General features: G+C 63.2%; 21 protein-coding genes and 1 riboswitch. Of the genes, 13 read left to right on the plus strand and 8 right to left on the minus strand.

Translation table 11 applies throughout. From position 1 onward, the window contains the following. Positions 1-94 precede the first annotated feature (94 nt). Together MKK04_RS03870 and upp are read right to left on the minus strand one after the other, a co-directional pair. A complete protein-coding gene (locus MKK04_RS03870; protein WP_046616023.1) occupies positions 95-1,369 on the minus strand; it encodes a uracil-xanthine permease family protein in 1,275 nt (424 codons plus the stop codon). Positions 1,370-1,371: 2 nt separating this feature from the next. Next, on the minus strand, positions 1,372-2,010 hold the full coding sequence (gene upp / locus MKK04_RS03875; RefSeq protein ID WP_063911234.1) for a uracil phosphoribosyltransferase: 639 nt from the start codon (positions 2,008-2,010) through the stop codon (positions 1,372-1,374). Between the two features lie 160 nt (positions 2,011-2,170). On the opposite strand from upp, the gene MKK04_RS03880 reads away from it, so the two are divergent. The 4 genes from MKK04_RS03880 to MKK04_RS03895 all read left to right on the plus strand — a co-directional run bounded on the left by MKK04_RS03880 (position 2,171) and on the right by MKK04_RS03895 (position 4,111). Beyond that, positions 2,171-2,728: a hypoxanthine-guanine phosphoribosyltransferase gene (locus MKK04_RS03880; RefSeq protein ID WP_003256346.1), complete on the plus strand. Its 558-nt coding sequence runs from the start codon at positions 2,171-2,173 to the stop codon at positions 2,726-2,728. Positions 2,729-2,730: 2 nt separating this feature from the next. Further along, positions 2,731-3,204, plus strand: a complete 474-nt coding sequence (locus MKK04_RS03885) for a WbuC family cupin fold metalloprotein (protein ID WP_207832444.1) — start codon at positions 2,731-2,733, stop codon at positions 3,202-3,204. A 77-nt stretch (positions 3,205-3,281) separates the two neighbouring features. Beyond that, positions 3,282-3,752 (plus strand): hypothetical protein, encoded by a 471-nt coding sequence (locus MKK04_RS03890; RefSeq protein WP_013970925.1) that lies wholly within the window; start codon positions 3,282-3,284, stop codon positions 3,750-3,752. Between the two features lie 68 nt (positions 3,753-3,820). Beyond that, positions 3,821-4,111, plus strand: a complete 291-nt coding sequence (locus MKK04_RS03895; RefSeq protein WP_063911237.1) for a PA4642 family protein — start codon at positions 3,821-3,823, stop codon at positions 4,109-4,111. Positions 4,112-4,287: 176 nt separating this feature from the next. Here the strand turns inward: MKK04_RS03895 and mqo are convergent, their stop codons facing one another. Then, positions 4,288-5,796 carry a malate dehydrogenase (quinone) gene (mqo, locus tag MKK04_RS03900; protein ID WP_063911238.1) on the minus strand — a complete coding sequence of 503 codons (1,509 nt, stop codon included), beginning with the start codon at positions 5,794-5,796 and terminating at the stop codon, positions 4,288-4,290. A gap of 600 nt (positions 5,797-6,396) precedes the next feature. Further along, positions 6,397-6,630 (minus strand): hypothetical protein, encoded by a 234-nt coding sequence (locus tag MKK04_RS03905; RefSeq protein WP_063911239.1) that lies wholly within the window; start codon positions 6,628-6,630, stop codon positions 6,397-6,399. 145 nt (positions 6,631-6,775) lie between these two features. On the opposite strand from MKK04_RS03905, the gene MKK04_RS03910 reads away from it, so the two are divergent. Both MKK04_RS03910 and MKK04_RS03915 read left to right on the plus strand, forming a co-directional pair. After that, positions 6,776-7,360 carry a YajG family lipoprotein gene (locus tag MKK04_RS03910; protein ID WP_013970929.1) on the plus strand — a complete coding sequence of 195 codons (585 nt, stop codon included), beginning with the start codon at positions 6,776-6,778 and terminating at the stop codon, positions 7,358-7,360. 280 nt (positions 7,361-7,640) lie between these two features. Continuing rightward, positions 7,641-7,901, plus strand: coding sequence for a hypothetical protein (locus MKK04_RS03915; RefSeq protein WP_207832446.1), 261 nt, complete (start codon positions 7,641-7,643; stop codon positions 7,899-7,901). Between the two features lie 34 nt (positions 7,902-7,935). Here MKK04_RS03915 and MKK04_RS03920 read toward each other — a convergent pair whose 3' ends face one another. Then, on the minus strand, positions 7,936-9,102 hold the full coding sequence (locus tag MKK04_RS03920; RefSeq protein ID WP_241106265.1) for a 1-acyl-sn-glycerol-3-phosphate acyltransferase: 1,167 nt from the start codon (positions 9,100-9,102) through the stop codon (positions 7,936-7,938). A 125-nt stretch (positions 9,103-9,227) separates the two neighbouring features. Between MKK04_RS03920 and MKK04_RS03925 the strand changes: the two genes are divergently transcribed. The 4 genes from MKK04_RS03925 to MKK04_RS03940 all read left to right on the plus strand — a co-directional run bounded on the left by MKK04_RS03925 (position 9,228) and on the right by MKK04_RS03940 (position 11,305). Continuing rightward, positions 9,228-9,413: a CPXCG motif-containing cysteine-rich protein gene (locus tag MKK04_RS03925; RefSeq protein WP_063911241.1), complete on the plus strand. Its 186-nt coding sequence runs from the start codon at positions 9,228-9,230 to the stop codon at positions 9,411-9,413. Beyond that, positions 9,413-9,673, plus strand: a complete 261-nt coding sequence (locus tag MKK04_RS03930; RefSeq protein WP_133970277.1) for a putative signal transducing protein — start codon at positions 9,413-9,415, stop codon at positions 9,671-9,673. The genes MKK04_RS03925 and MKK04_RS03930 overlap by 1 nt, the downstream gene beginning before the upstream one ends. 15 nt (positions 9,674-9,688) lie before the next feature. Further along, positions 9,689-10,309, plus strand: coding sequence for an SOS response-associated peptidase (locus MKK04_RS03935; protein WP_233693843.1), 621 nt, complete (start codon positions 9,689-9,691; stop codon positions 10,307-10,309). A gap of 180 nt (positions 10,310-10,489) precedes the next feature. Next, positions 10,490-11,305, plus strand: coding sequence for a M48 family metallopeptidase (locus MKK04_RS03940; RefSeq protein ID WP_207832451.1), 816 nt, complete (start codon positions 10,490-10,492; stop codon positions 11,303-11,305). A gap of 36 nt (positions 11,306-11,341) precedes the next feature. On the opposite strand, the gene MKK04_RS03945 is transcribed toward MKK04_RS03940, so the two are convergent. The 3 genes from MKK04_RS03945 to MKK04_RS03955 all read right to left on the minus strand — a co-directional run bounded on the left by MKK04_RS03945 (position 11,342) and on the right by MKK04_RS03955 (position 14,212). After that, complete coding sequence (locus tag MKK04_RS03945) at positions 11,342-11,926, minus strand: TMEM165/GDT1 family protein (RefSeq protein ID WP_207832452.1); 585 nt, start codon at positions 11,924-11,926, stop codon at positions 11,342-11,344. Between the two features lie 87 nt (positions 11,927-12,013). Beyond that, positions 12,014-12,154: riboswitch (yybP-ykoY riboswitch) on the minus strand. A gap of 39 nt (positions 12,155-12,193) precedes the next feature. Then, positions 12,194-13,192, minus strand: coding sequence for a class I SAM-dependent methyltransferase (locus MKK04_RS03950; protein ID WP_241106266.1), 999 nt, complete (start codon positions 13,190-13,192; stop codon positions 12,194-12,196). A 54-nt stretch (positions 13,193-13,246) separates the two neighbouring features. Beyond that, positions 13,247-14,212 (minus strand): 2-hydroxyacid dehydrogenase, encoded by a 966-nt coding sequence (locus MKK04_RS03955; protein WP_063911246.1) that lies wholly within the window; start codon positions 14,210-14,212, stop codon positions 13,247-13,249. Between the two features lie 312 nt (positions 14,213-14,524). Here MKK04_RS03955 and MKK04_RS03960 point away from each other — a divergent pair, with 312 nt between their 5' ends. From MKK04_RS03960 to MKK04_RS03970, 3 genes are all read left to right on the plus strand, one after another. Beyond that, positions 14,525-16,207 (plus strand): fatty acid--CoA ligase, encoded by a 1,683-nt coding sequence (locus MKK04_RS03960; protein ID WP_233687301.1) that lies wholly within the window; start codon positions 14,525-14,527, stop codon positions 16,205-16,207. A 332-nt stretch (positions 16,208-16,539) separates the two neighbouring features. Further along, positions 16,540-18,423 carry a DUF1302 domain-containing protein gene (locus MKK04_RS03965; protein ID WP_207832458.1) on the plus strand — a complete coding sequence of 628 codons (1,884 nt, stop codon included), beginning with the start codon at positions 16,540-16,542 and terminating at the stop codon, positions 18,421-18,423. Positions 18,424-18,448: 25 nt separating this feature from the next. Further along, a complete protein-coding gene (locus tag MKK04_RS03970) occupies positions 18,449-19,813 on the plus strand; it encodes a DUF1329 domain-containing protein (RefSeq protein ID WP_241106267.1) in 1,365 nt (454 codons plus the stop codon). Positions 19,814-19,993: the final 180 nt, after the last annotated feature.

Consider the following 19,993-nt stretch of genomic DNA (forward strand, 5'->3'; position numbering starts at 1 on the left):
CCGCTCCCACAGGTTTTGCACAAGGCCTGAGGGCAGCGGGGTACCTGTGGGAGCGGGTTTACCCGCGAAGTGGCCGGGTCAGGCTAAAGCCGAATCAAGGCAACTGATCATCCAGTTTCTTGTGCTTCCAGCCATCATTGCCCGGCAGGATCAGGTTCAGGGCGATAGCCACGATGGCGCACAGGGCGATGCCCTTCAGGCCCCAGTCATCCGGGCCGTCACCGCTGCCGATCAGCACGCCGCCGATACCGAACACCAGGGTCACCGACACGATTACCAGGTTGCGCGCTTCGGCCAGGTCGATCTTGTGGCGGATCATGGTGTTCATGCCCACCGCCGCGATCGAGCCGAACAGCAGGCACAGGATGCCGCCCATCACCGGTACCGGGATGCTCTGCAGCAGCGCGCCGAACTTGCCGATGAAGGCCAGGGTGATGGCGAAGACCGCCGCCCAGGTCATGATCTTCGGGTTGTAGTTCTTGGTCAGCATCACCGCGCCGGTCACTTCGGCATAGGTGGTGTTGGGCGGGCCGCCGAACAGGCCGGCTGCGGTGGTGGCCAGGCCGTCACCCAGCAGGGTGCGGTGCAGGCCAGGCTTCTTCAGGTAGTCACGGCCGGTCACGCTGCCGACCGCGATCACCCCGCCGATGTGTTCGATCGCCGGTGCCAGGGCAACCGGGACGATGAACAGGATGGCCTGCCAGTTGAACGCTGGCGCGGTGAAGTTGGGCAGCTCCAGCCACGGTGCGGCGGCGATCCTGGCAGTGTCGACCACGCCAAAGGCGAAGGACAGGGCAAAGCCTACCAGCACGCCGGCAATGATCGGCACCAGACGGAAGATGCCCTTGCCGAACACGGCGACGATCAGCGTGGTCAGCAGGGCCGGCATCGAGATCATCATGGCGGTCTTGTACGGCAGCAGCACGCTGCCGTCACCGGCCTTGCCCATCGCCATGTTGGCGGCGATCGGCGCCATGGCCAGGCCGATGGAGATGATCACCGGGCCGATCACCACCGGTGGCAGCATGCGGTCGATGAAACCGGTGCCTTTGATTTTCACCATCAGGCCCATGAAGGTGTACACGAAGCCTGCGGCCATCACGCCGCCCATGGTCTCGGCCAGGCCGAACTGGCCCTTGGCGAGGATGATCGGGGTGATGAAGGCAAAGCTCGAGGCCAGGAACACCGGTACCTGGCGGCCGGTGACCAGCTGGAACAGCAGGGTGCCGATGCCGGCGGTGAACAGCGCGACGTTCGGGTCGAGGCCGGTGATCAGTGGCATCAGCACCAGCGCGCCGAATGCCACGAAGAGCATCTGCGCGCCCGAAACGACCTGGCGCCAGAGCGGGTCGTTGAAGCCGTCCTGCATGGTCAGGCGTCCTTTTGCTTGGTGCCGAAGATCTTGTCACCGGCGTCGCCCAGGCCCGGCACGATGTAGCCGTGTTCGTTCAGGCGCTGGTCGATCGAAGCGGTGTAGATCTGCACGTCCGGGTGGGCTTTTTCCACCGCTTCGATGCCTTCAGGCGCGGCGACCAGGACCATGGCGCGGATCTCCTTGCAGCCGGCCTTCTTCAGCAGGTCGATGGTGGCGACCATCGAACCGCCGGTGGCCAGCATCGGGTCGATGATCAGGGCCAGGCGCTGGTTGATGTCCGGCGCGAGCTTTTCCAGGTAGGTGTGGGCTTCGAGGGTTTCCTCGTTGCGGGCAACGCCGACGGCGCTGACCTTGGCACCCGGGATCAGGCTGAGCACGCCATCGAGCATGCCGATACCGGCGCGCAGGATCGGCACCACGGTAATCTTCTTGCCGGCGATTTTTTCAACCTGCACCTTGCCGCACCAGCCGTCGATCTCGTAGGTTTCGAGCGGCAGGTCCTGGGTGGCTTCGTAGGTCAGGAGCGCGCCGACTTCCTGGGCAAGTTCGCGAAAATTCTTGGTGCTGATATCGGCACGGCGCATCAGGCCGAGCTTGTGGCGGATCAGCGGATGGCGGATCTCACGAGTGGGCATAGGGGGGCTCCGAAAGGCGGGCAAAAAAACCGCGCTAGATTAATCTATTCAGCCTGTGCTGTCGTCTGGTCATTCTGGACGTTAGTCCATAAATGCTTGATCTGTGACGAGCGGATGCGTACCTTTGCCCGCTTTTCCAAAATGCCCCCCGGAGAGCGCCATGTCCGCCGATCTCGAGCATATCCGTCAAGTCATGCGTGAAGCTGACTGCCTGTACACCGAAGCCGAAGTCGAAGCGGCCATCGCCAAAGTCGGCGAGCAGATCTGCAAAGACCTGCACGACAAGAACCCGGTGGTGTTCTGCGTGATGAACGGCGGCCTGATCTTCTCCGGCAAACTGCTGACCCACCTGCAGTTCCCGCTGGAAGCCAGCTATCTGCACGCCACCCGCTACCGCAACCAGACCAGTGGCGGCGAGCTGTTCTGGAAGGCCAAGCCGGAAGTGTCGTTCATCGACCGTGACGTGCTGATCGTCGACGACATCCTCGACGAAGGCCACACCCTCAGCGCCATCATCGAGTTCTGCAAGCATGCCGGCGCGCGCTCGGTGCACACGGCGGTACTGATCGACAAGGACCATGACCGCAAGGCCAGCCCGGAGCTCAAGGCCAACTACGTGGGCCTGCCCTGCGTCGACCGCTACATCTTCGGTTACGGCATGGACTACAAAGGCTACTGGCGCAACGCCAACGGCATCTTCGCCGTCAAGGGGTTGTGATCATGCGCCAGCCTGCGTTCATCGACCAATCGCTGTTCGCCGGGCTGGCCGCACAGGCCGCCGCCAACCCGCGCGGGCGGCAGCATCACACCTTCCATGAGATGGAAGAACCCTGCCACCGCATGGCGGTCGGCCTGCAGCCGGGCACCTACATCCCGCCGCACCGCCACCTGAGCGCCGACAAGGCCGAAACGCTGATTGCACTCAAGGGGCGCTTCGGTCTGTTGCTTTTCGATGAGCAGGGGGCGGTGACCGACAAGCGGGTGCTGCAGGCAGGCGGCAATTGCCTGGGGGTGGACCTGGCCCCCGGCATTTACCATGGGCTGGTGGTGCTGGAGCCGGACAGCATCCTGTTCGAGTGCAAGGCTGGGCCATACCGGCCGGTGGGCGAGGGTGAGCATGCGCACTGGGCACCGCGCGAAGGAGAAGAGGGCGTGGCCGAGTACCAGGCCTGGATGCTCGCGCAGTTCGATTGATGTTGCCTGCATCGGCCTCATCGCCGGCAAGCCCAGACACAGCATGCTAGAGTGCTCCTTCATTCAAGGAGCCTCACATGCGTGCGTTTCTTCCCCTCCTGCTGGCGGTCAGCCTGCCACTCGCCGCCGCACCGCTGCACAGCCAGTTCCTGCCACCTGACGACCAGTCCCTGCGCCAGGAAGCGCCGACCGGCCAGCAATTGCTGCAAGTGACCGACTACTCGGTGGTCGTGGGCACCCAGCGCCAGTCCGACCAGCAGCCGATCCCGATCACCTCGTCGTTGCAGGTGCGCCTCAAAGGCAAGCCGCTAAGCAAGGGTGCGACCATCGCCCAGGTGCTGCTGACCTTCGACGGTGAGGCTGCCAAGAGCTTGAAGAAGCCTGTGTACGACGAGAAAACCCGCACCCTGAGCCTGAATTACCCGCTCAGCGACTACCGGGTGATCATGGACCTGCTGCGCAACGAGACGCTGTATGTGCAGTTTCTCACGTACGGCAACGGCCACGTCTGGGCCGACCTGCACACCGGTACCGTACGTACGCGTTGAGGCGCCCGGCCTGCGGGGGGTACACTGCCGGCCTTCGAAATTTCGTGATGGTCCAGTTGGAGTCGGCAATGCGTAAAGACAAGAAACAGGTAATCGGTGACGAGATCAGCGACGACTACATCAAGACGTTCCTTCAGTTCGAGCCTGCCGATGGCGTGACCTCGCCGTCGCTGCACAAGCTGGTCAAGGCCTACCGTGGCCTGCGCATCGACGATTTCGAGCGTTTTGTCGGCTTCTTCGTCGAGGCCGGGCTGGACCTGGATGGCAAGGACGAGCACGGCAAGACCTTTGTCGAACAGATTGCCGACCAGCGCAATGCGGCGGATTACATCGAGATCATCGCCAAGGCCCGTGGTTGATTTGTAAACGATGTCTCCGGTTTGTACCGCGGGTAAACCCGCTCCCACAGGTACAGCGCAGCCCTAAGCTGTGGTGCTGTCCTTGTGGGAGCGGGTTTACCCGCGAAAGGGCAGAACAGGCTGACATCCAGGCACAAAAAAACGCCCCGAGGGGCGTTTTTTCGTTACCGGGCGAATCAGGCGTAGTGCTTGGCTGCCGGGCTGCTTTCCACCAGTTCCAGTGCCACGTCGTTGTCGGCACTGATCTTGTGGTACAGGGCGGCATCGGTCGCCAAGGTCTTCTCGCGAGCCGGGAAGATTTCCTTGAGCTTGGCAGCCCAGGCACCTTTGGCCTGCTCGGGGAAGCAGCGTTCGATCAGTTCCAGCATGATCGACACGGTGACCGAAGCACCCGGCGATGCGCCGAGCAGTGCAGCCAGGCTGCCGTCCTGGGCCGAAACCAGCTCGGTACCGAACTGCAGCACGCCGCCTTTCTTCGGGTCTTTCTTGATGATCTGCACACGCTGACCAGCCACTTCCAGGCGCCAGTCTTCGGCCTTGGCCTGTGGGTAGAAGCGACGCAGGGCTTCCAGGCGCTGCTCCATCGACTGCATCACTTCGCTGACCAGGTACTTGGTCAGGTCCATGTTGTCACGGGCCACGGCCAGCATCGGGCCGATGTTGCCCATGCGCACCGACAGCGGCAGGTCCATCAGCGAGCCGTGCTTGAGGAACTTGGTGGTGAAGCCGGCATAGGGGCCGAACAGCAGCGATTTCTTGCCATCGACCACGCGGGTATCCAGGTGCGGTACCGACATCGGCGGGGCGCCTACTGCGGCCTGGCTGTAGACCTTGGCCTGGTGCTGCTTGACGATTTCCGGGTTGTCGCAACGCAGCCACTGGCCGCTGACCGGGAAGCCGCCGAAGCCTTTGCTTTCCGGGATGCCCGACAGCTGCAGCAGCGGCAGGGCCGCGCCACCGGCGCCGAGGAAGACGAAGCGGGCGTCCACTTCACGGCTGCCGCCGCTGTTGACGTCCTTGATGCTCACGGTCCAGCCCTTGCCGTTACGGCGCAGGCCGACGACCTTCTTGCTGTACTTCACTTGGGCGTCCTGCGAGTCGCCCAGCAGCTTCAGCAGCTTGTTGGTCAGGGCGCCGAAGTTGACGTCGGTGCCCTTGAGCACGCGGGTGGCGGCGATGTGCTGGTCGGCCGGGCGGCCTGGCATCATCAGCGGCATCCAGTCGTTCATCACGGCCTTGTCTTCGGTGTATTCCATATCGGCGAAGGCATGGTGCTGCTTGAGCAGCTCATAGCGCTTCTTGAGGAAGGAAACACCCTTGTCACCCTCGACGTAGCTCAGGTGCGGGACAGGGTTGATGAAGGCACGCGCCGAGCCGAAGTTGCCCTTCTTGCTCAGGTAGGCCCAGAACTGGCGCGAAACCTCGAACTGGGTGTTGATGTGCACGGCCTTCTTGATGTCGATGCTGCCATCGGCGGCCTGGGGCGTGTAGTTAAGCTCGCACAGGCCGGCGTGGCCGGTGCCTGCGTTGTTCCAGGGGTTGGAGCTTTCCGCGGCTCCGGAGTCCATCGCCTCCACGACCTCAAGCTTCAGGGTCGGGTCGAGCTCCTTGAGCAGTACGGCCAGGGTGGCACTCATGATGCCCGCGCCTACCAGTACCACATCAACCGATTCGTTCTGCGCCATTTAACGCGTCTCCACAATCTACAGCTACCTAATTGACAGCATAGGACCTGGGTTTGCCAGGTTCGCCATGTCCGACTTTTCGCAGTTCTTGCAACTTCCGCGGACACCGCCAATCAGTCTTCGGGTTCAGGTATTGAACGCGGCTTGCCACGGGTGCGGCAATTCGACTTATGGTCAAGGTGTCGTGCGTGCGTTATGGAACGGCTCAGACACTCATACGGGATGAGCGCATTTGCCGCCTGTTCAGGGCTGTTCGGGACACATCTGCCGCTTTTGCACATGCCAGACTGTTCATTTGCTCGCCACACTCTTGTGAAGTTGTGAAAACCGTTTTTTCACGCTCTTTTGGAGACGTGAACCTCAAAAGGGGACTGCGCGATGGCAACCCGCAGGTTCATGCAGTGTGAAGGGCCGGAAAAGCAGGCACGACAGCCGATGCAAGACCTGAGTGGAAGGCTCTCTGTGGGCGAAGCGTTGAAGTTGCCGGGGTCAATCGGCGAGTGCGGGGCCCGATCAGGAGACGTCCTTATAATCGGGGGGAGATTATAGCGATGTCGCGGGCAGAAATGTCGCCATTCGTGGTTTTTATTGCAGCGTTTGTCAGGCCGCGAGGATGCGCTGGTGCCAGCGGCGGCTTGCGCGGGCGCAAACCCGGGCGCTGGCGGGCAGTTCGCGGCCCAGCCAGGCAAGCTGGATTTCGCCGACCTGGACCCAGCCGCTGCCGCTGGGCGCCTGGCTGCATTGCTTGAAGGCCAGGCATTTGCCGTCGGCGTCGAGGCGGGCATAGGCGTTGTGGCGCGGGCGTTGGAAGAGCAGGGTCCAGAGCGAGGCCATGGCGACGAGTCCTTTGCGTTAGGGCTTGGCGCAAGGATAAGGGCGTGGCGATGAAACGATTGTGACAAGCGGGTCGGACCGATGACTGGTCGATGCGTGGCTAGGTATACTGTGGGCCTTCGCCGCTTTTTCTGGAGTAACGCGCATGTTGCAACGTCTGTTGTTCGGTTTGATCGCCGTGGCCAGCCTCAGCCTGGTCGGTTGTGCCCACAGCCCGCAACAACTCAACCCGCAACCCACGCTCAAGGCCCAGCTCGCCCCGGTCGGCCATGGCCAGCCGGTCGTGGTCCGGGTGGTTGACGGGCGGGCTTCGCAGTCCCTGGGCACTCGCGGTGGCATGTATCCCGAGACCAGCACCATCAGCGTCAGCGGTAACGACATCGTGCCCAAGCTGCAGGCCCAGGCCGAAGCCGCCGTGCGCCTGCTCGGCTTCACCCCGACGCCGAACGCCTACAACGCACCGCAGCTGACCGTGACCCTGGCCGAGCTGAAGTACCAGTCGCCGAAAGACAACCTGTACGTGACCGAGGCTACCATCGGCGCCACCTTCCGTGCCGACGTGTCCAATGGCGGCCGCCGCTACAGTGGTCGTTATGGCGCTTCGCTGGACCAGCGTTTCGGCATGGCGCCGAACCAGGAAACCAACACCCAGCTGGTGGGCGATGTGCTGAGCGATGCCCTGACCCGCATGTTCAAGGACCCGACCATCGGGCAGGTGCTGGGGCAGTAAGCCTTCATCAGGTAAAACTAAACCCGCTGCCTGTGATCCGGGCAGCGGGTTTTTTGTTGTCTGTACCGGCCCTTTCGCGGGCACGCCCGCTCCTACAGGGATATCACTGGACCTGAACATAGTGATGTTCCTGTGGGAGCGGGCGTGCCCGCGAAGAGACCGGCAAATCCTCATGCCATGCCAGATGAAACTTGATGACACTTTGTCGCCTGGGCCGGGCGTCAGGTAGCGACTTGGGTAAAATGCAGGCCTTTGCCGTCGCTCATACCGAGGTTGCGTGATGTCCTTGCAAGTACTCTGGGGGTTCCTGGCCGCCCACCCGATCAAGCTGATCAATCTGCTGGCGCTGCTGCTGACCTGCCCGGGCGGGTGGTTGCTGCACAGTGCACGGCGGCGCGAGGCCGAAACCCGCGAATACATGACAATGTGCGAGGGGGTAGTGGACGCATTCGACCTTCGGGTGCCGCGCTATTTCTACATTCTCGGTTTTTCGTGCCTGGCGATGGCGTTGCTGTTGTCCTGGTTCAGTACCTGGGTCTGAAAGCCTGGGGCTGCAAAGCAGCCCCGGCATTCGCTCATGCAACCGGCGCCTGCTGCCTGACCTGGTACTGGTTACGCACCGGCGTCGCATACTGCAGCACCAGGTACGGCCGCTGCTCATCAGGGCAGGCATCCAGGCGGCGTTGCCATTCCTCCTTGGCCCGGGCCAGCTCATCAGCCGGGAACACCTTCTCGGCGCTGGGCACCTGCAGCGCCTCATCCTTGCCATCCCACATCGCATAGGCCAGGTAGTGCACCGGGAACAGCCGGTAGCCACCGAGGATCTGCCGGTCGATTTCCGCTGCCAGCTGCTTGGTGTCCTCGTGGTACTCGGTCACCGGCGGGGCGAAGTTGATGTGCACCCGGCCCTTGTAGCCGGTAATGCCCTTGGCGATGCTGTTGTCGTCCTCGCCCGGCGCCTTCTTGTAGGTGCCGGTGGTGGCGCGGATGTACAGCTCGCGGGCCTTGGCCTGGTCGCACGGGTCGTATTCGTAGCTGATCGACACCGGCGTCAGGTTCAGGCTCTGGATCACCGCGCCGAACGGCTCGTCCTTGCGGCTCATGTGGAACATCTTGAGGATTGCCGAATCGGTGCGGTCGTCACCGTCCTTGGCCCGGCCTTCGGCCTGGGCGATCCAGATCGACGTGGCGTCGTTGCGGATCGAGTAGTTGATGTAGGCCGAGAGCAGCTGGTAGGCCGCCAGCTTCTCGCGGCGCCCACTGATCGAGCGGTGCACGATGAAGCTCTTGTTCAGGCGCATCATGTCGCTGACAAACGGCTTTTGCAGCAGGTTGTCGCCAATGGCGATGCGCGGCGTGGGCAAGCCGGCGTGGTACACCGCATAGTTGACGAAGGCCGGGTCCATGACGATGTCACGGTGGTTGGCCAGGAACAGGTAGGCGGTGCCGGCCTTGAGCTGCTCCACGCCCGAATAGGTGACGCCGTCGGTGGCGCGGTCGATGGTCTGGTCGACGTAGTACTCGACTTTGTCCTGCAAGGTCGAGACACAGGTGACGCCGGCGAACTCCTTGCGCAGGCGGCGAGCGATCAGCGGTTTGAGCAACCAGCCGAGAGCACCGGCCGCACGCGGGAAGCGGAAGTGGGTGAGGATATCGAGGAATGCCGGGTCGCTGAGCAGGCGTGCCAGAACGGCAGGGACCTCAGCGTCGTCGTACGGTCGGATGGCATCGAATTCGCCCATCATGCTCTCTTGTTGGAAACGGCTAGGGTAATAAGGTAGGGACGGGTTCCGAAAAACGGCTCGGACACACACAGGCCCTGTAAATAGACCGGCAATTATACGCATAAGTCACTGCGGAGACCTCGATGCTGGAAACCGACTTCTATGATTGCCCTTATTGTGGCGAACGTGTGGAAACCACTGTTGACCTGTCAGGTGGTGACCAGGTCTACACCGAGGACTGCCAGGTGTGCTGCCAGCCTGTGGTGTTCATTCTGCAGGTGCATGGTGACGAATGGATGCTCGAAGTCCGCCGCGAGGACGATACCTGATGCAACGCATCTACGAACCGGAAAGCCTGCTTGAGGCGGAAATGCTGGCGGGCATGCTCGCCAGCGAGGGGGTCGAGGCGCACCTGGTCGGCCGTGACCTGGTCGGTGCTGCCGGCGAGCTGCCGCTGCAGGGCCTGCTGGGGCTTGCCGTGGCTGATGAGCAGGCCGAATACGCACGGCAACTGATCGATGCGTACAATGACGCCCAGCCACTGGTTGGCGACGAACCGGAGAGTTTCCCCGGTACCTTGATCTGCTAGGTTCTGAAATCGCCCATGTGTGGACGTTACGCCCTGTTTCGCTGGCCCCAGGCCCTTGCCAGTCTGCCTGGCTTTCCCGCCGGCCAGCCACCTCAATGGAACATCTCGCCAGGGGGCACGGTGCTGATCCAGCGCCAGCTCGACGGCCAGCTGCAACTGGCCAAGGCGCGCTGGGGGCTGACCCCGGCCTGGCTCACCGACCTTTCGCGTACCCCCGCCCATGCCCGCGCCGAGACCCTGGCCGAGCAGCCGATGTTTCGTGACGCGTTTCGTCAGCGCCGCTGCCTGATGCCGGCCAACGGCTTTTACGAATGGCGTGGCAGCGTGCGCAAGCGCCCGTACTGGCTGACCCCGGGGGAGGGGGCGTCGCTGTACTTCGCTGCCGTGTGGGAGGCCTACCCGGTGCAGGATCAGGTGTGGCTCAGTTGCGCAGTGGTGACCCAGGCGGCGATGAACCAGCGTCGGCCGCTGATACTGGACGAGGCAGGGCAGGCGGCCTGGCTTGACCCGGACACGCCGCTGACCCGCCTGCATGAATTGCTGGCCAGCCCGCCGGCGACGTTGCGCGAGCGGGCCCTGGCGCATTTCGTCAATGACCCGAAGCTGGATGCACCGGAGTGCCTGACCCCGGCTTGATGGGTTGCCTGTACCGGCCTCTTCGCGGCTGAAGCCGCTCCTGCAACGATCGCATTATCCCTGTAGGAGCGGGTTCACCCGCGAAGGGGCCGGCACAGGCGACGAAAATCTTCCCTGCGGCTATGGCGGCCCCAAGCGACTCGGCCTACGATACGGCGCATGTAAAAAGGGAGTGTTTTCATGCGTAAGTCTTTTGTCGTCAGTCTGTTGAGTGCCGGCATTCTGCTAGCCGGCTGCCAGGCGGTGAACACCACCAGCGGCGGTGCTGTCGGCGTCGAGCGCCAGCAGTACATGTTCAGCATGCTCTCGACCGATGAGGTCAACCAGATGTACGCCCAGTCGTACCAGCAGACCCTGGGCGAGGCATCGAACAAAGGCGTGCTCGACAAGTCCAGCGCTGATGCCAAGCGTGTCCAGGTAATTGCCAACCGCCTGATCGCCCAGGCGCCCAAGTTCCGCCCGGATGCCGCGCAATGGAACTGGGAAGTCAACGTGATCAAGAGCGACGAGCTCAACGCCAACTGCGGCCCGGGTGGCAAGATCATCGTCTACACCGGGCTGATCGACCAGCTCAAGCTCACCGATGCGGAAATTGCGGCGGTGGTGGGCCACGAGATCGCCCATGCCTTGCGTGAGCACAGCCGCGAGGCGATGTCCAAGGCGTACGGTGTGGAAATGGCCCGCCAGGGTGCCGGCGCCCTCTTTGGCCTGGGCCAGAGCAGCATGGCCTTGGCCGACACCGTGGTGAACTACGCCATGACCCTGCCCAACAGCCGGGCCAACGAGAACGAAGCCGACCTGATCGGCCTGGAGCTCTCGGCGCGTGCCGGTTACGACCCGAATGCCGCGATCACCTTGTGGAACAAGATGAGCCAGGCTTCCGAAGGCGCACCGCCTGAGTTCATGAGCACTCACCCGGCGTCCCAGAGCCGCATTGCTTCGCTGCAGGCGGCGATTCCGAAGGTGATGCCACTGTATCAGGCGGCCAGGAAGTAAGACCGTAAGGGGCCGCAGAGCGGCCCCCGTCAGCAGTCAACCCACCCAGCCACTGGCTTTCATCGCCGAGTACACGGCCACGATCGCCAGCACGAAGAACGCCGTGGCCGCCAGGCGACGGATCAGCGTCAGCGGCAGTTTGTCCGCCGCGAAGTTACCCGCCAGTACCACCGGCACGTTGGCAATCAGCATGCCCAGGGTGGTGCCGATAATGACCATGATCAGGTACGGATACTGTGCAGCCAGCATCACCGTGGCGACCTGGGTCTTGTCACCGATTTCAGCCAGGAAGAACGCGATCAGCGTGGTCAGGAACGGCCCGAAGCGGCGTGCCGGGTTCTCGTCGTCATCCATCTTGTCCGGTACCAGGGTCCACAGTGCAGTGGCGGTGAAGCTCGCAGCCAGAACCCAGTGCAGGGCCGAGTCACTGAAGAAACTACCGACCCACGCACCCACGGCACCGGCCGCGGCATGGTTGGCCAGGGTGGCGGCGATGATACCGGCGATGATCGGCCAGGGCTTGCGGAAGCGGGCAGCGAGAATGAGCGCGAGCAATTGCGTCTTGTCGCCGATTTCGGCGAGGGCAACGATGGCGGTGGGGACCAACAGAGATTCCAGCATCAGGATTCCTACGGGGGCGGGTCGACACGGCTATGACACGTACAGCCTTCCCGCCCCGGGTAAGGTGTGCGTGTCATAGGTCTTGTCAAACCCTGGATCCGTCTATGCGGATCTCGCCATGCAGGCTGGCATGGTGGGTCGCACGCGCCATGGTCTGTGGACCAAGTATGTTGACGCGTACCGGGCGAGCTGGGTGCTCGCGGGAGACTACTCCCCTAGGACGGTGCGGATTCTGCCTAGGCAGAACGCTTTCGGCAAGCGCTGTTTTTATCCGTGTGTTGCCTGGTAGATGCGGAAGCCGTCCGCCTCGTCGCGTATCTGGCAGTTGCCCAGCGCCCCTTCGATCAGCGGCTGGTAGCGCAGGAAGCTGTTGGCAACCAGGCGCATTTCGCCACCTTTTCGCAGATGAACGGCCGATTTTTTCAGCAAGTTTTCCGATGCCTGGTAGTTGGTGTGCACCCCGGTGTGGAACGGCGGGTTGCTCAGGATCAGGCTCAGCCCGGTCGGCGCCGCGTCGATGCCATCGCCGCTGATCACTTCGCCTTCCAGACCATTGGCGGCCAAGGTCAGGCGGCTGGCGGCCACGGCGAAGGCATCAACGTCCAGCAGGGTCACCTGGCTTTGTGGATAACGGCGCTTGACCGTGGCGCCCAGCACCCCGGCGCCGCAGCCGAAGTCCAGTACATGGCCGCTCGGCAGGCCATCGAGGTGCTTGAGCAGCAGGGCGGTGCCGCGATCGAGGCGACCATGGCTGAACACACCGGGCAGGCTGACCACCTGCAACGGGCCATCTTCCAGGCTGAGCTCGAAGCGTTCGGCCAGGCTTTCCAGGGGTTTGGCTTCTGGCGCGTGTTCGATGGTCACCTGCCACAGCTGGCAATGGCGGGCACTGTCGAGCTTGCGCGGCTTGCCAAAGGCCTGCAGCTGCTTGGCCGCGCCTTCGATGCCACCACGTTTTTCGCCGACCAGGTACAGCTCGCGGCCGGCCAGGCGCGAGGCCAGGGCGTTGAGCAGGTAGGCGGCCAGTTCGCGGGACTTGGGCAGGAACAGCACGGCGCTGTCGAACGCCACGTCAGGGGGCTCGACTGCATAGTGGCTGCGGCCGGCGAAGCGGCTTTCGAGCATGGCCTGATCGCCCGCATGCCAGGTCCAGGCCTGGGCCTGGGGCAACTGAGCGAGCAGGCTGTCGGCGGGGGCGCCGGCGAGCAGCAGCGGCCCCTGGAACAGCTCTGCCTGGCGGAGCAACACTTCACTGCGCGGGTCCATGGACGACGCCTCCTGGAAAAAAGTGGCGCAGTGTAGCAGAGCTAGGCGCCGGGCTCAGCTGACCACGCGGCGTGGCTGCCCGGCGAAGAAGGCCTGGGCATTCTCGCTGAGCTGGCCGACGATGCGCTGGCGCGACTCCACCGCACCCCAGGCACTGTGCGGGGTGATGATCAGGCGCGGGATGCCGGGCTCCAGCAGCGGGTTGCCGTTGACCGGCGGCTCCACGCTCAGCACATCGGTAGCGGCGCCGCCCAGGTGGCCACTGCGCAGGGCGTCGGCCAGCGCTTGCTCATCGATCAGGCCGCCACGGGCGGTGTTGACTACCAGCGCGTTGGGCTTGAGCAGGGCCAGCTCGCGGGCGCCGAGCATGTGCCGGGTGTGCTCGTTCAGCGGGCAGTGCAGGGTCAGGGCGTCGACTTGCGGCAGCAGCTCGTCCAGTGGCAGCCGGTCGGCGCGATCCGGGCGGCCGGGGATCTGCCCGCTGAGCACGCGCATGCCGAAGGCTTCGGCCAGCCGCGCCACCGCGCCGCCCAGTTCACCATGGCCGAGCAAGCCAAGGGTCTTGCCTTCCAGTTCGACGATAGGGAAGTCCAGCAGGCAGAACTGGCTGGCCTTGGCCCACTGGCCGTCGGCTACCGCCTGGTTGTAGTCGCACAGGCGGGTGGCCAGGGCCAGCAGCAGGGCGAGGGTGTGCTGGGCGACGGACGGTGTGCCGTAGCCCTGGCAGTTGCACACGGTGATGCCCTGGGCACGCGCTGCCGCCAGGTCGACATTGTTGGTGCCGGTGGCGGCCACCAGGATCAGCTTCAGTTGCGGGTTGGCGGCCAGGGTCGCGGCGTCGAGCATGACCTTGTTGCTGACCACCGCCACCGCGCCCTGCAGGCGTTCGGCGACTTGCTCCGGGCGGGTGGCGGCGAACAGCTCGAACTCGTCGAACTGCTGCTTCAGGGGCGAGAGGTCGAGATCGCCCAGGTCCAGGGACTGGTGATCGAGAAACACGGCGCGACGCGGGCTGGGCATGAAGTTCTCCGAGGCTGGGCGGAATTTCGGTGTCACGGCCATTCGCGGGTAAACCCGCTCCCACAGATATTGCACAATTGCAGAGGCTGGTGCAGTACCTGTGGGAGCGGGTTTACCCGCGAACAGGCCCTCAGCTTCACCACATGACCTGAAGCTGCCGCCGCAGTGTCTAGCTCAACCTTGCCGCCCGTCAACGCCCGCCACTCATACCTTTGCCACGCAAATCATTCCTTCGGCTGATTTAGCCGTCACATTGGCGAACTACAGTAGTTCCCAGACTTGTCCGGCCCGCTTTTCAGAAAAGGGATACCCATGTTGCAGACCCGCATCATCAAGCCCGCCGAGGGCGCCTACGCCTACCCGCTGCTGATCAAGCGCCTGCTGATGTCCGGCAGCCGCTATGAAAAGACCCGCGAAATCGTCTACCGCGACCAGTTGCGGTTGACCTACCCACAACTCAACGAACGCATCGCGCGCCTGGCAAACGTGCTGACCGAAGCCGGGGTAAAGGCCGGTGACACCGTGGCGGTGATGGACTGGGACAGCCACCGCTACCTGGAATGCATGTTCGCCATCCCGATGATCGGCGCGGTGGTGCACACCATCAACGTGCGCCTGTCGCCCGAGCAGATTCTCTACACCATGAACCACGCCGAAGACCGTGTGGTGCTGGTCAACAGCGACTTCGTCGGCCTGTACCAGGCCATCGCCGGGCAACTGACCACCGTCGACAAGACCCTGTTGCTGACCGACGGCCCGGACAAGACTGCCGAGCTGCCCAACCTGGTCGGCGAGTACGAGCAACTGCTGGCCGCCGCCAGCCCGCGCTACGACTTCCCGGACTTCGACGAGAACTCGGTGGCCACCACCTTCTACACCACCGGCACCACTGGCAACCCCAAGGGGGTGTACTTCACCCACCGGCAACTGGTGCTGCATACCCTGGCCGAAGCCTCGGTGACCGGCAGCATCGACAGCGTGCGCCTGCTGGGCAGCAACGATGTGTACATGCCCATTACCCCGATGTTCCACGTGCATGCCTGGGGCATTCCCTACGCCGCCACCATGCTCGGCATGAAGCAGGTGTACCCGGGGCGCTACGAGCCGGACATGCTGGTCAAGCTGTGGCGCGAAGAGAAGGTCACCTTCTCCCATTGCGTGCCAACCATCCTGCAGATGCTGCTCAACTGCCCGAACGCTCAAGGGCAGGACTTCGGCGGCTGGAAGATCATCATCGGCGGCAGCGCGCTCAACCGCTCGCTGTACCAGGCCGCCCTGGCGCGCGGCATCCAGTTGACCGCCGCGTATGGCATGTCCGAGACCTGCCCGCTGATTTCCGCCGCCCACCTGAACGACGAGCTGCAGGCCGGCAGCGAGGATGAGCGCATCACCTACCGCATCAAGGCCGGCGTGCCGGTACCGCTGGTCGAGGCGGCCATCGTCGACGGCGACGGCAACTTCCTGCCCGCCGACGGTGAAACCCAGGGCGAGCTGGTGCTGCGTGCGCCGTGGCTGACCTTGGGCTACTTCAAGGAGCCGGAAAAGAGCGAGGAGCTGTGGCAGGGTGGCTGGCTGCACACCGGTGATGTCGCCACGCTGGACGGTATGGGCTACATCGACATCCGTGACCGCATCAAGGATGTGATCAAGACCGGTGGCGAGTGGATTTCCTCGCTCGACCTCGAAGACCTGATCAGCCGCCATCCGGCCGTGCGCGAAGTGGCGGTAGTGGGGGTGGCCGACCCGCAGTGGGGCGAGCGCCCGTTTGCCCTGCTGGTGGTGCGCGAAGGCCAGGTCATCGACGCCAAGGCGCTGAAGGAACACCTCAAGCCGTTCGTCGAGCAAGGGCACATCAACAAGTGGGCCATTCCAAGCCAGATCGCCGTTGTTACTGAAATTCCCAAGACCAGTGTCGGCAAGCTCGACAAGAAACGCATCCGCCAGGACATCGTCCAGTGGCAGGCCAGCAACAGCGCGTTCCTTTCCACGCTGTAACCGCCATGCGGGTCGCTTACCGCAGTTCGCGATCCGCATGCTAGAGCGGGTGAGCCTTGCCAAACGGCAGAAATACGCCATCCTTTAGCACTGCCAGCGCGCAACCGGGACAACATTACAGCGAGTTGGCAGCACGGAGCGCAAATCACACTTTAGAGGGATCAAGCGCCTGTGCCTTGCTGGCTATAGTCGGGGCCAGGGGATTTTCAGGAATGGGGGAAGGCGACATGCGCAAGCCGTGTCGCCGCGGGCGCAAGCCTGTACACCGGTCGCTCGGGCCGTTCTTGAAAGGACTCACTGCCATAACAAAAAAAGTACATGGAGTAGCGTCGATGAAATCTGCAAACCTGTTCTGGCGCCGGGCCAAGTTGCCCCTGGCCGTCAGCCTTGCTTCCACGCTCGCAAGTCCTGCTTTCGCTGTCAGTTTCAACATTGGTGAAATCGAAGGCCAGTTCGACTCGTCGCTCTCCATCGGCGCCAGCTGGTCGACGGCCAACCCCAACAAGAACCTGATCGGGGTGAACAACGGCGGCAAGGGCCTGTCGCAGACATCCGACGATGGCCACCTGAACTTCAAGAAGGGCGAAACCTTCTCCAAGATCTTCAAGGGCATCCATGACCTGGAGCTCAAGTACGGCGATACCGGCGTGTTCGTTCGTGGCAAGTACTGGTATGACTTCGAACTGAAGGACGAAGGCCGCGAGTTCAAGGACATCAGCGACTCCAACCGCAAGGAAGGCGCCAAATCGTCCGGTGCCGAGCTGCTCGACGCCTTCGTCTACCACAATTACGCCATCGGCGATCAGCCTGGCTCGGTGCGCCTGGGCAAGCAGGTGGTGAGCTGGGGTGAAAGTACCTTCATCGGTGGCGGCATCAACTCGATCAACCCGATCGACGTGTCGGCGTTCCGCCGCCCGGGGGCCGAGATCAAGGAAGGCCTGATTCCGGTCAACATGTTCTACGTTTCGCAGAGCCTGACCGACAACCTGTCGGCCGAGGCCTTCTACCAGATCGAATGGGACCAGACTGTCGTCGACAACTGCGGCACCTTCTTCTCCCAGCCGGACATTATTGCCGATGGCTGTACCGATAACCTGCGTGTGCTCAACAGCAGCCGGGCATTGTCGCCCCAGGCGCTCGCCGGCCTGTCGGCTTTTGGCGTGGACGTCAACAGCGAGGGCGTCAAGGTACGCCGAGGTGCCGACCGCGATGCCCGTGATAGCGGCCAGTTCGGGGTGGCGTTCCGCTACATGTTCGAGCCGCTGGATACTGAGTTTGGCGCCTACTTCATGAACTACCACAGCCGGGCACCGATCTTCAGTGCTACCGGGGCGCCGCAGGGGCTGTTCAATCTGGTGAACAACCCACTTGCGCCACCAGCGGTGCGTGCGTTAGCGCCTTTGATCATCGCGGGCAACTCCGAGTACTTCGTCGAGTATCCGGAAGACATTCGCCTGTATGGCCTGAGCTTCTCCACCACGTTGCCCACCGGCACGGCCTGGAGCGGCGAGCTCAGCTACCGCCCCAATGCTCCGGTGCAGCTCAACACTACGGACATTCTGTTTGCAGGGGTAACACCGATCGATCGAGCCCCCTTCAATAACGCTTCGGTGTTGACCGGCACGCCCGGGCAGGACCTGCATGGCTACCGGCGCAAGGAAATCACCCAGTTCCAGACCACCTTTACCCACTTCTTCGACCAGGTCATGGGGGCCAGTCGCCTCACCGTGGTCGGTGAAGTCGGTGTCACCCATGTGGGCGGACTGGAAAGCACCAGCAAGGCGCGTTACGGGCGTGATCCGGTCTACGGTCCCGGCCCGCTGCCGAGCGGTACCTGCGCCATTCTCAACGGCAACACCATCATCGGCTCGGGGCTTGGTTCGTCGACCGCAAACCTGACCCGCAACTGCGAAAACGACGGTTTCACCACCTCGACCTCCTGGGGTTACCGCGCTCGTGCCATCTGGGACTACAACGACGTGTTCGCCGGGGTCAACCTGAAACCCAGCGTGGCCTGGTCGCATGACGTCTCCGGCTATTCGCCGGGCCCTGGCGCCAACTTCGAGGAAGGCCGCAAGGCCGTCAGCCTGGGCCTCGACGCCGAGTACCAGAACACCTACACGGCAAGCCTGTCGTACACCAACTTCTTCGATGGCAAGTACACCACCGTGGATGACCGCGACTTCGTCGCGCTCAGCTTCGGCGTGAACTTCTAAGCATTCAGATCCAGGACGACACGACATGAACAAGACCAGAAGTCTGCTGCAAGCCGGTGTGCTGGGCCTGTCCCTGCTGGCGACCAGCGTCATGGCTGCAGTATCCGCCGACGAGGCGGCCAAGCTGGGCAGTACCCTGACCCCGATGGGCGCCGAAAAGGCCGGCAACGCCGATGGCTCGATCGGCCCGTGGGAGCCGCTGTCGAAGAGTGCGGGCAGTGCCGACGGCAAGGGCTTCCTGTCCGACCCGTACGGCAGTGAAAAGCCGCTGTTCACCATCACTGCGCAGAACGCCGACCAGTACAAGGACAAGCTCTCGCCGGGCCAGCTGGCCATGCTCAAGCGCTACCCGGACACCTTCAAGATCCCGGTATTCAAGACCCATCGCGGTTCCACGGTACCGGCCGACGTATTCGCCGCCATCAAGGAAAACGCCACCAAGACCACCCTGGTGGAAGGCGGCAACGGCTTGAACAACTTCCGCACAGCCGTGCCGTTCCCCATCCCGAAAAGCGGCCTGGAAGTGATCTGGAACCATATCACCCGCTACCGCGGTGGCAGTGTCAGCCGCCTGGTGACCCAGGCCACGCCACAGCAGAACGGCTCCTTCAACCCAGTGTACTTCTCCGACCAGTTCGTCTTCCGCGAGCGCATGAAGGACTACGACCCGAACAACCCAGGCAATATCCTGTTCTACTTCAAGCAGGAAGTGACCGCGCCTGCACGCCTGGCCGGGACCGTGCTGCTGGTGCACGAAACCCTCGACCAGGTGAAGGAACCGCGCAAGGCGTGGATCTACAACGCCGGCCAGCGCCGTGTGCGCCAGGCACCGCAAGTGTCGTACGACGGCCCGGGTACCGCCGCCGACGGTTTGCGCACCTCGGACAACCTGGACATGTTCAACGGTGCGCCAGACCGCTATGACTGGAAGCTGGAAGGCAAGAAGGAGCTGTACATCGCCTCCAACGCCTTCAAGCTCGACGACCCCAAGCTCAAGTATGCCGATATCATCAAGGCCGGCCATATCAATCAGGACCTGACCCGTTACGAGTTGCGTCGCGTGTGGCACGTGGTCGCTACCCTCAAGCCGGGCCAGCGACACATCTATGCCAAGCGTGACTTCTACATCGACGAAGACACCTGGCAGGCCGCGGTGATCGACCAGTACGACGGCCGTGGCCAGCTGTGGCGCGTGTCCGAGGCGCATGCCCAGCCGTACTACAACGTGGAGGTGCCGTGGTACACCCTGGAGGCCATCTACGACCTGCAGTCGGGCCGTTACCTGGCCCTGGGCATGAAGAACGAAGAGAAGCGCGCCTACGACTTCGGCTTCAGCGCCAGCAAGGCTGACTTCCAGCCAGCGGCACTGCGCCAGTCGGGTATTCGCTAGATATCGCGCAACCCCCGAGCGCCCCGGCTTGTCCGGGGCGTTTCATTTTCCTGTATCGGCCTCTTCGCGGGTGAACCCGCTCCCACAGGGATCGCACAGGTTTCAAGTCCAGTGCAGTAACTGTGGGAGCGGGTTCACCCGCGAAGAGGCCGGTACAGCAATAAAGCTGGTGAATACCTC

Source organism: Pseudomonas sp. LS.1a (assembly GCF_022533585.1).
In the GTDB taxonomy this organism is placed as follows: domain Bacteria; phylum Pseudomonadota; class Gammaproteobacteria; order Pseudomonadales; family Pseudomonadaceae; genus Aquipseudomonas.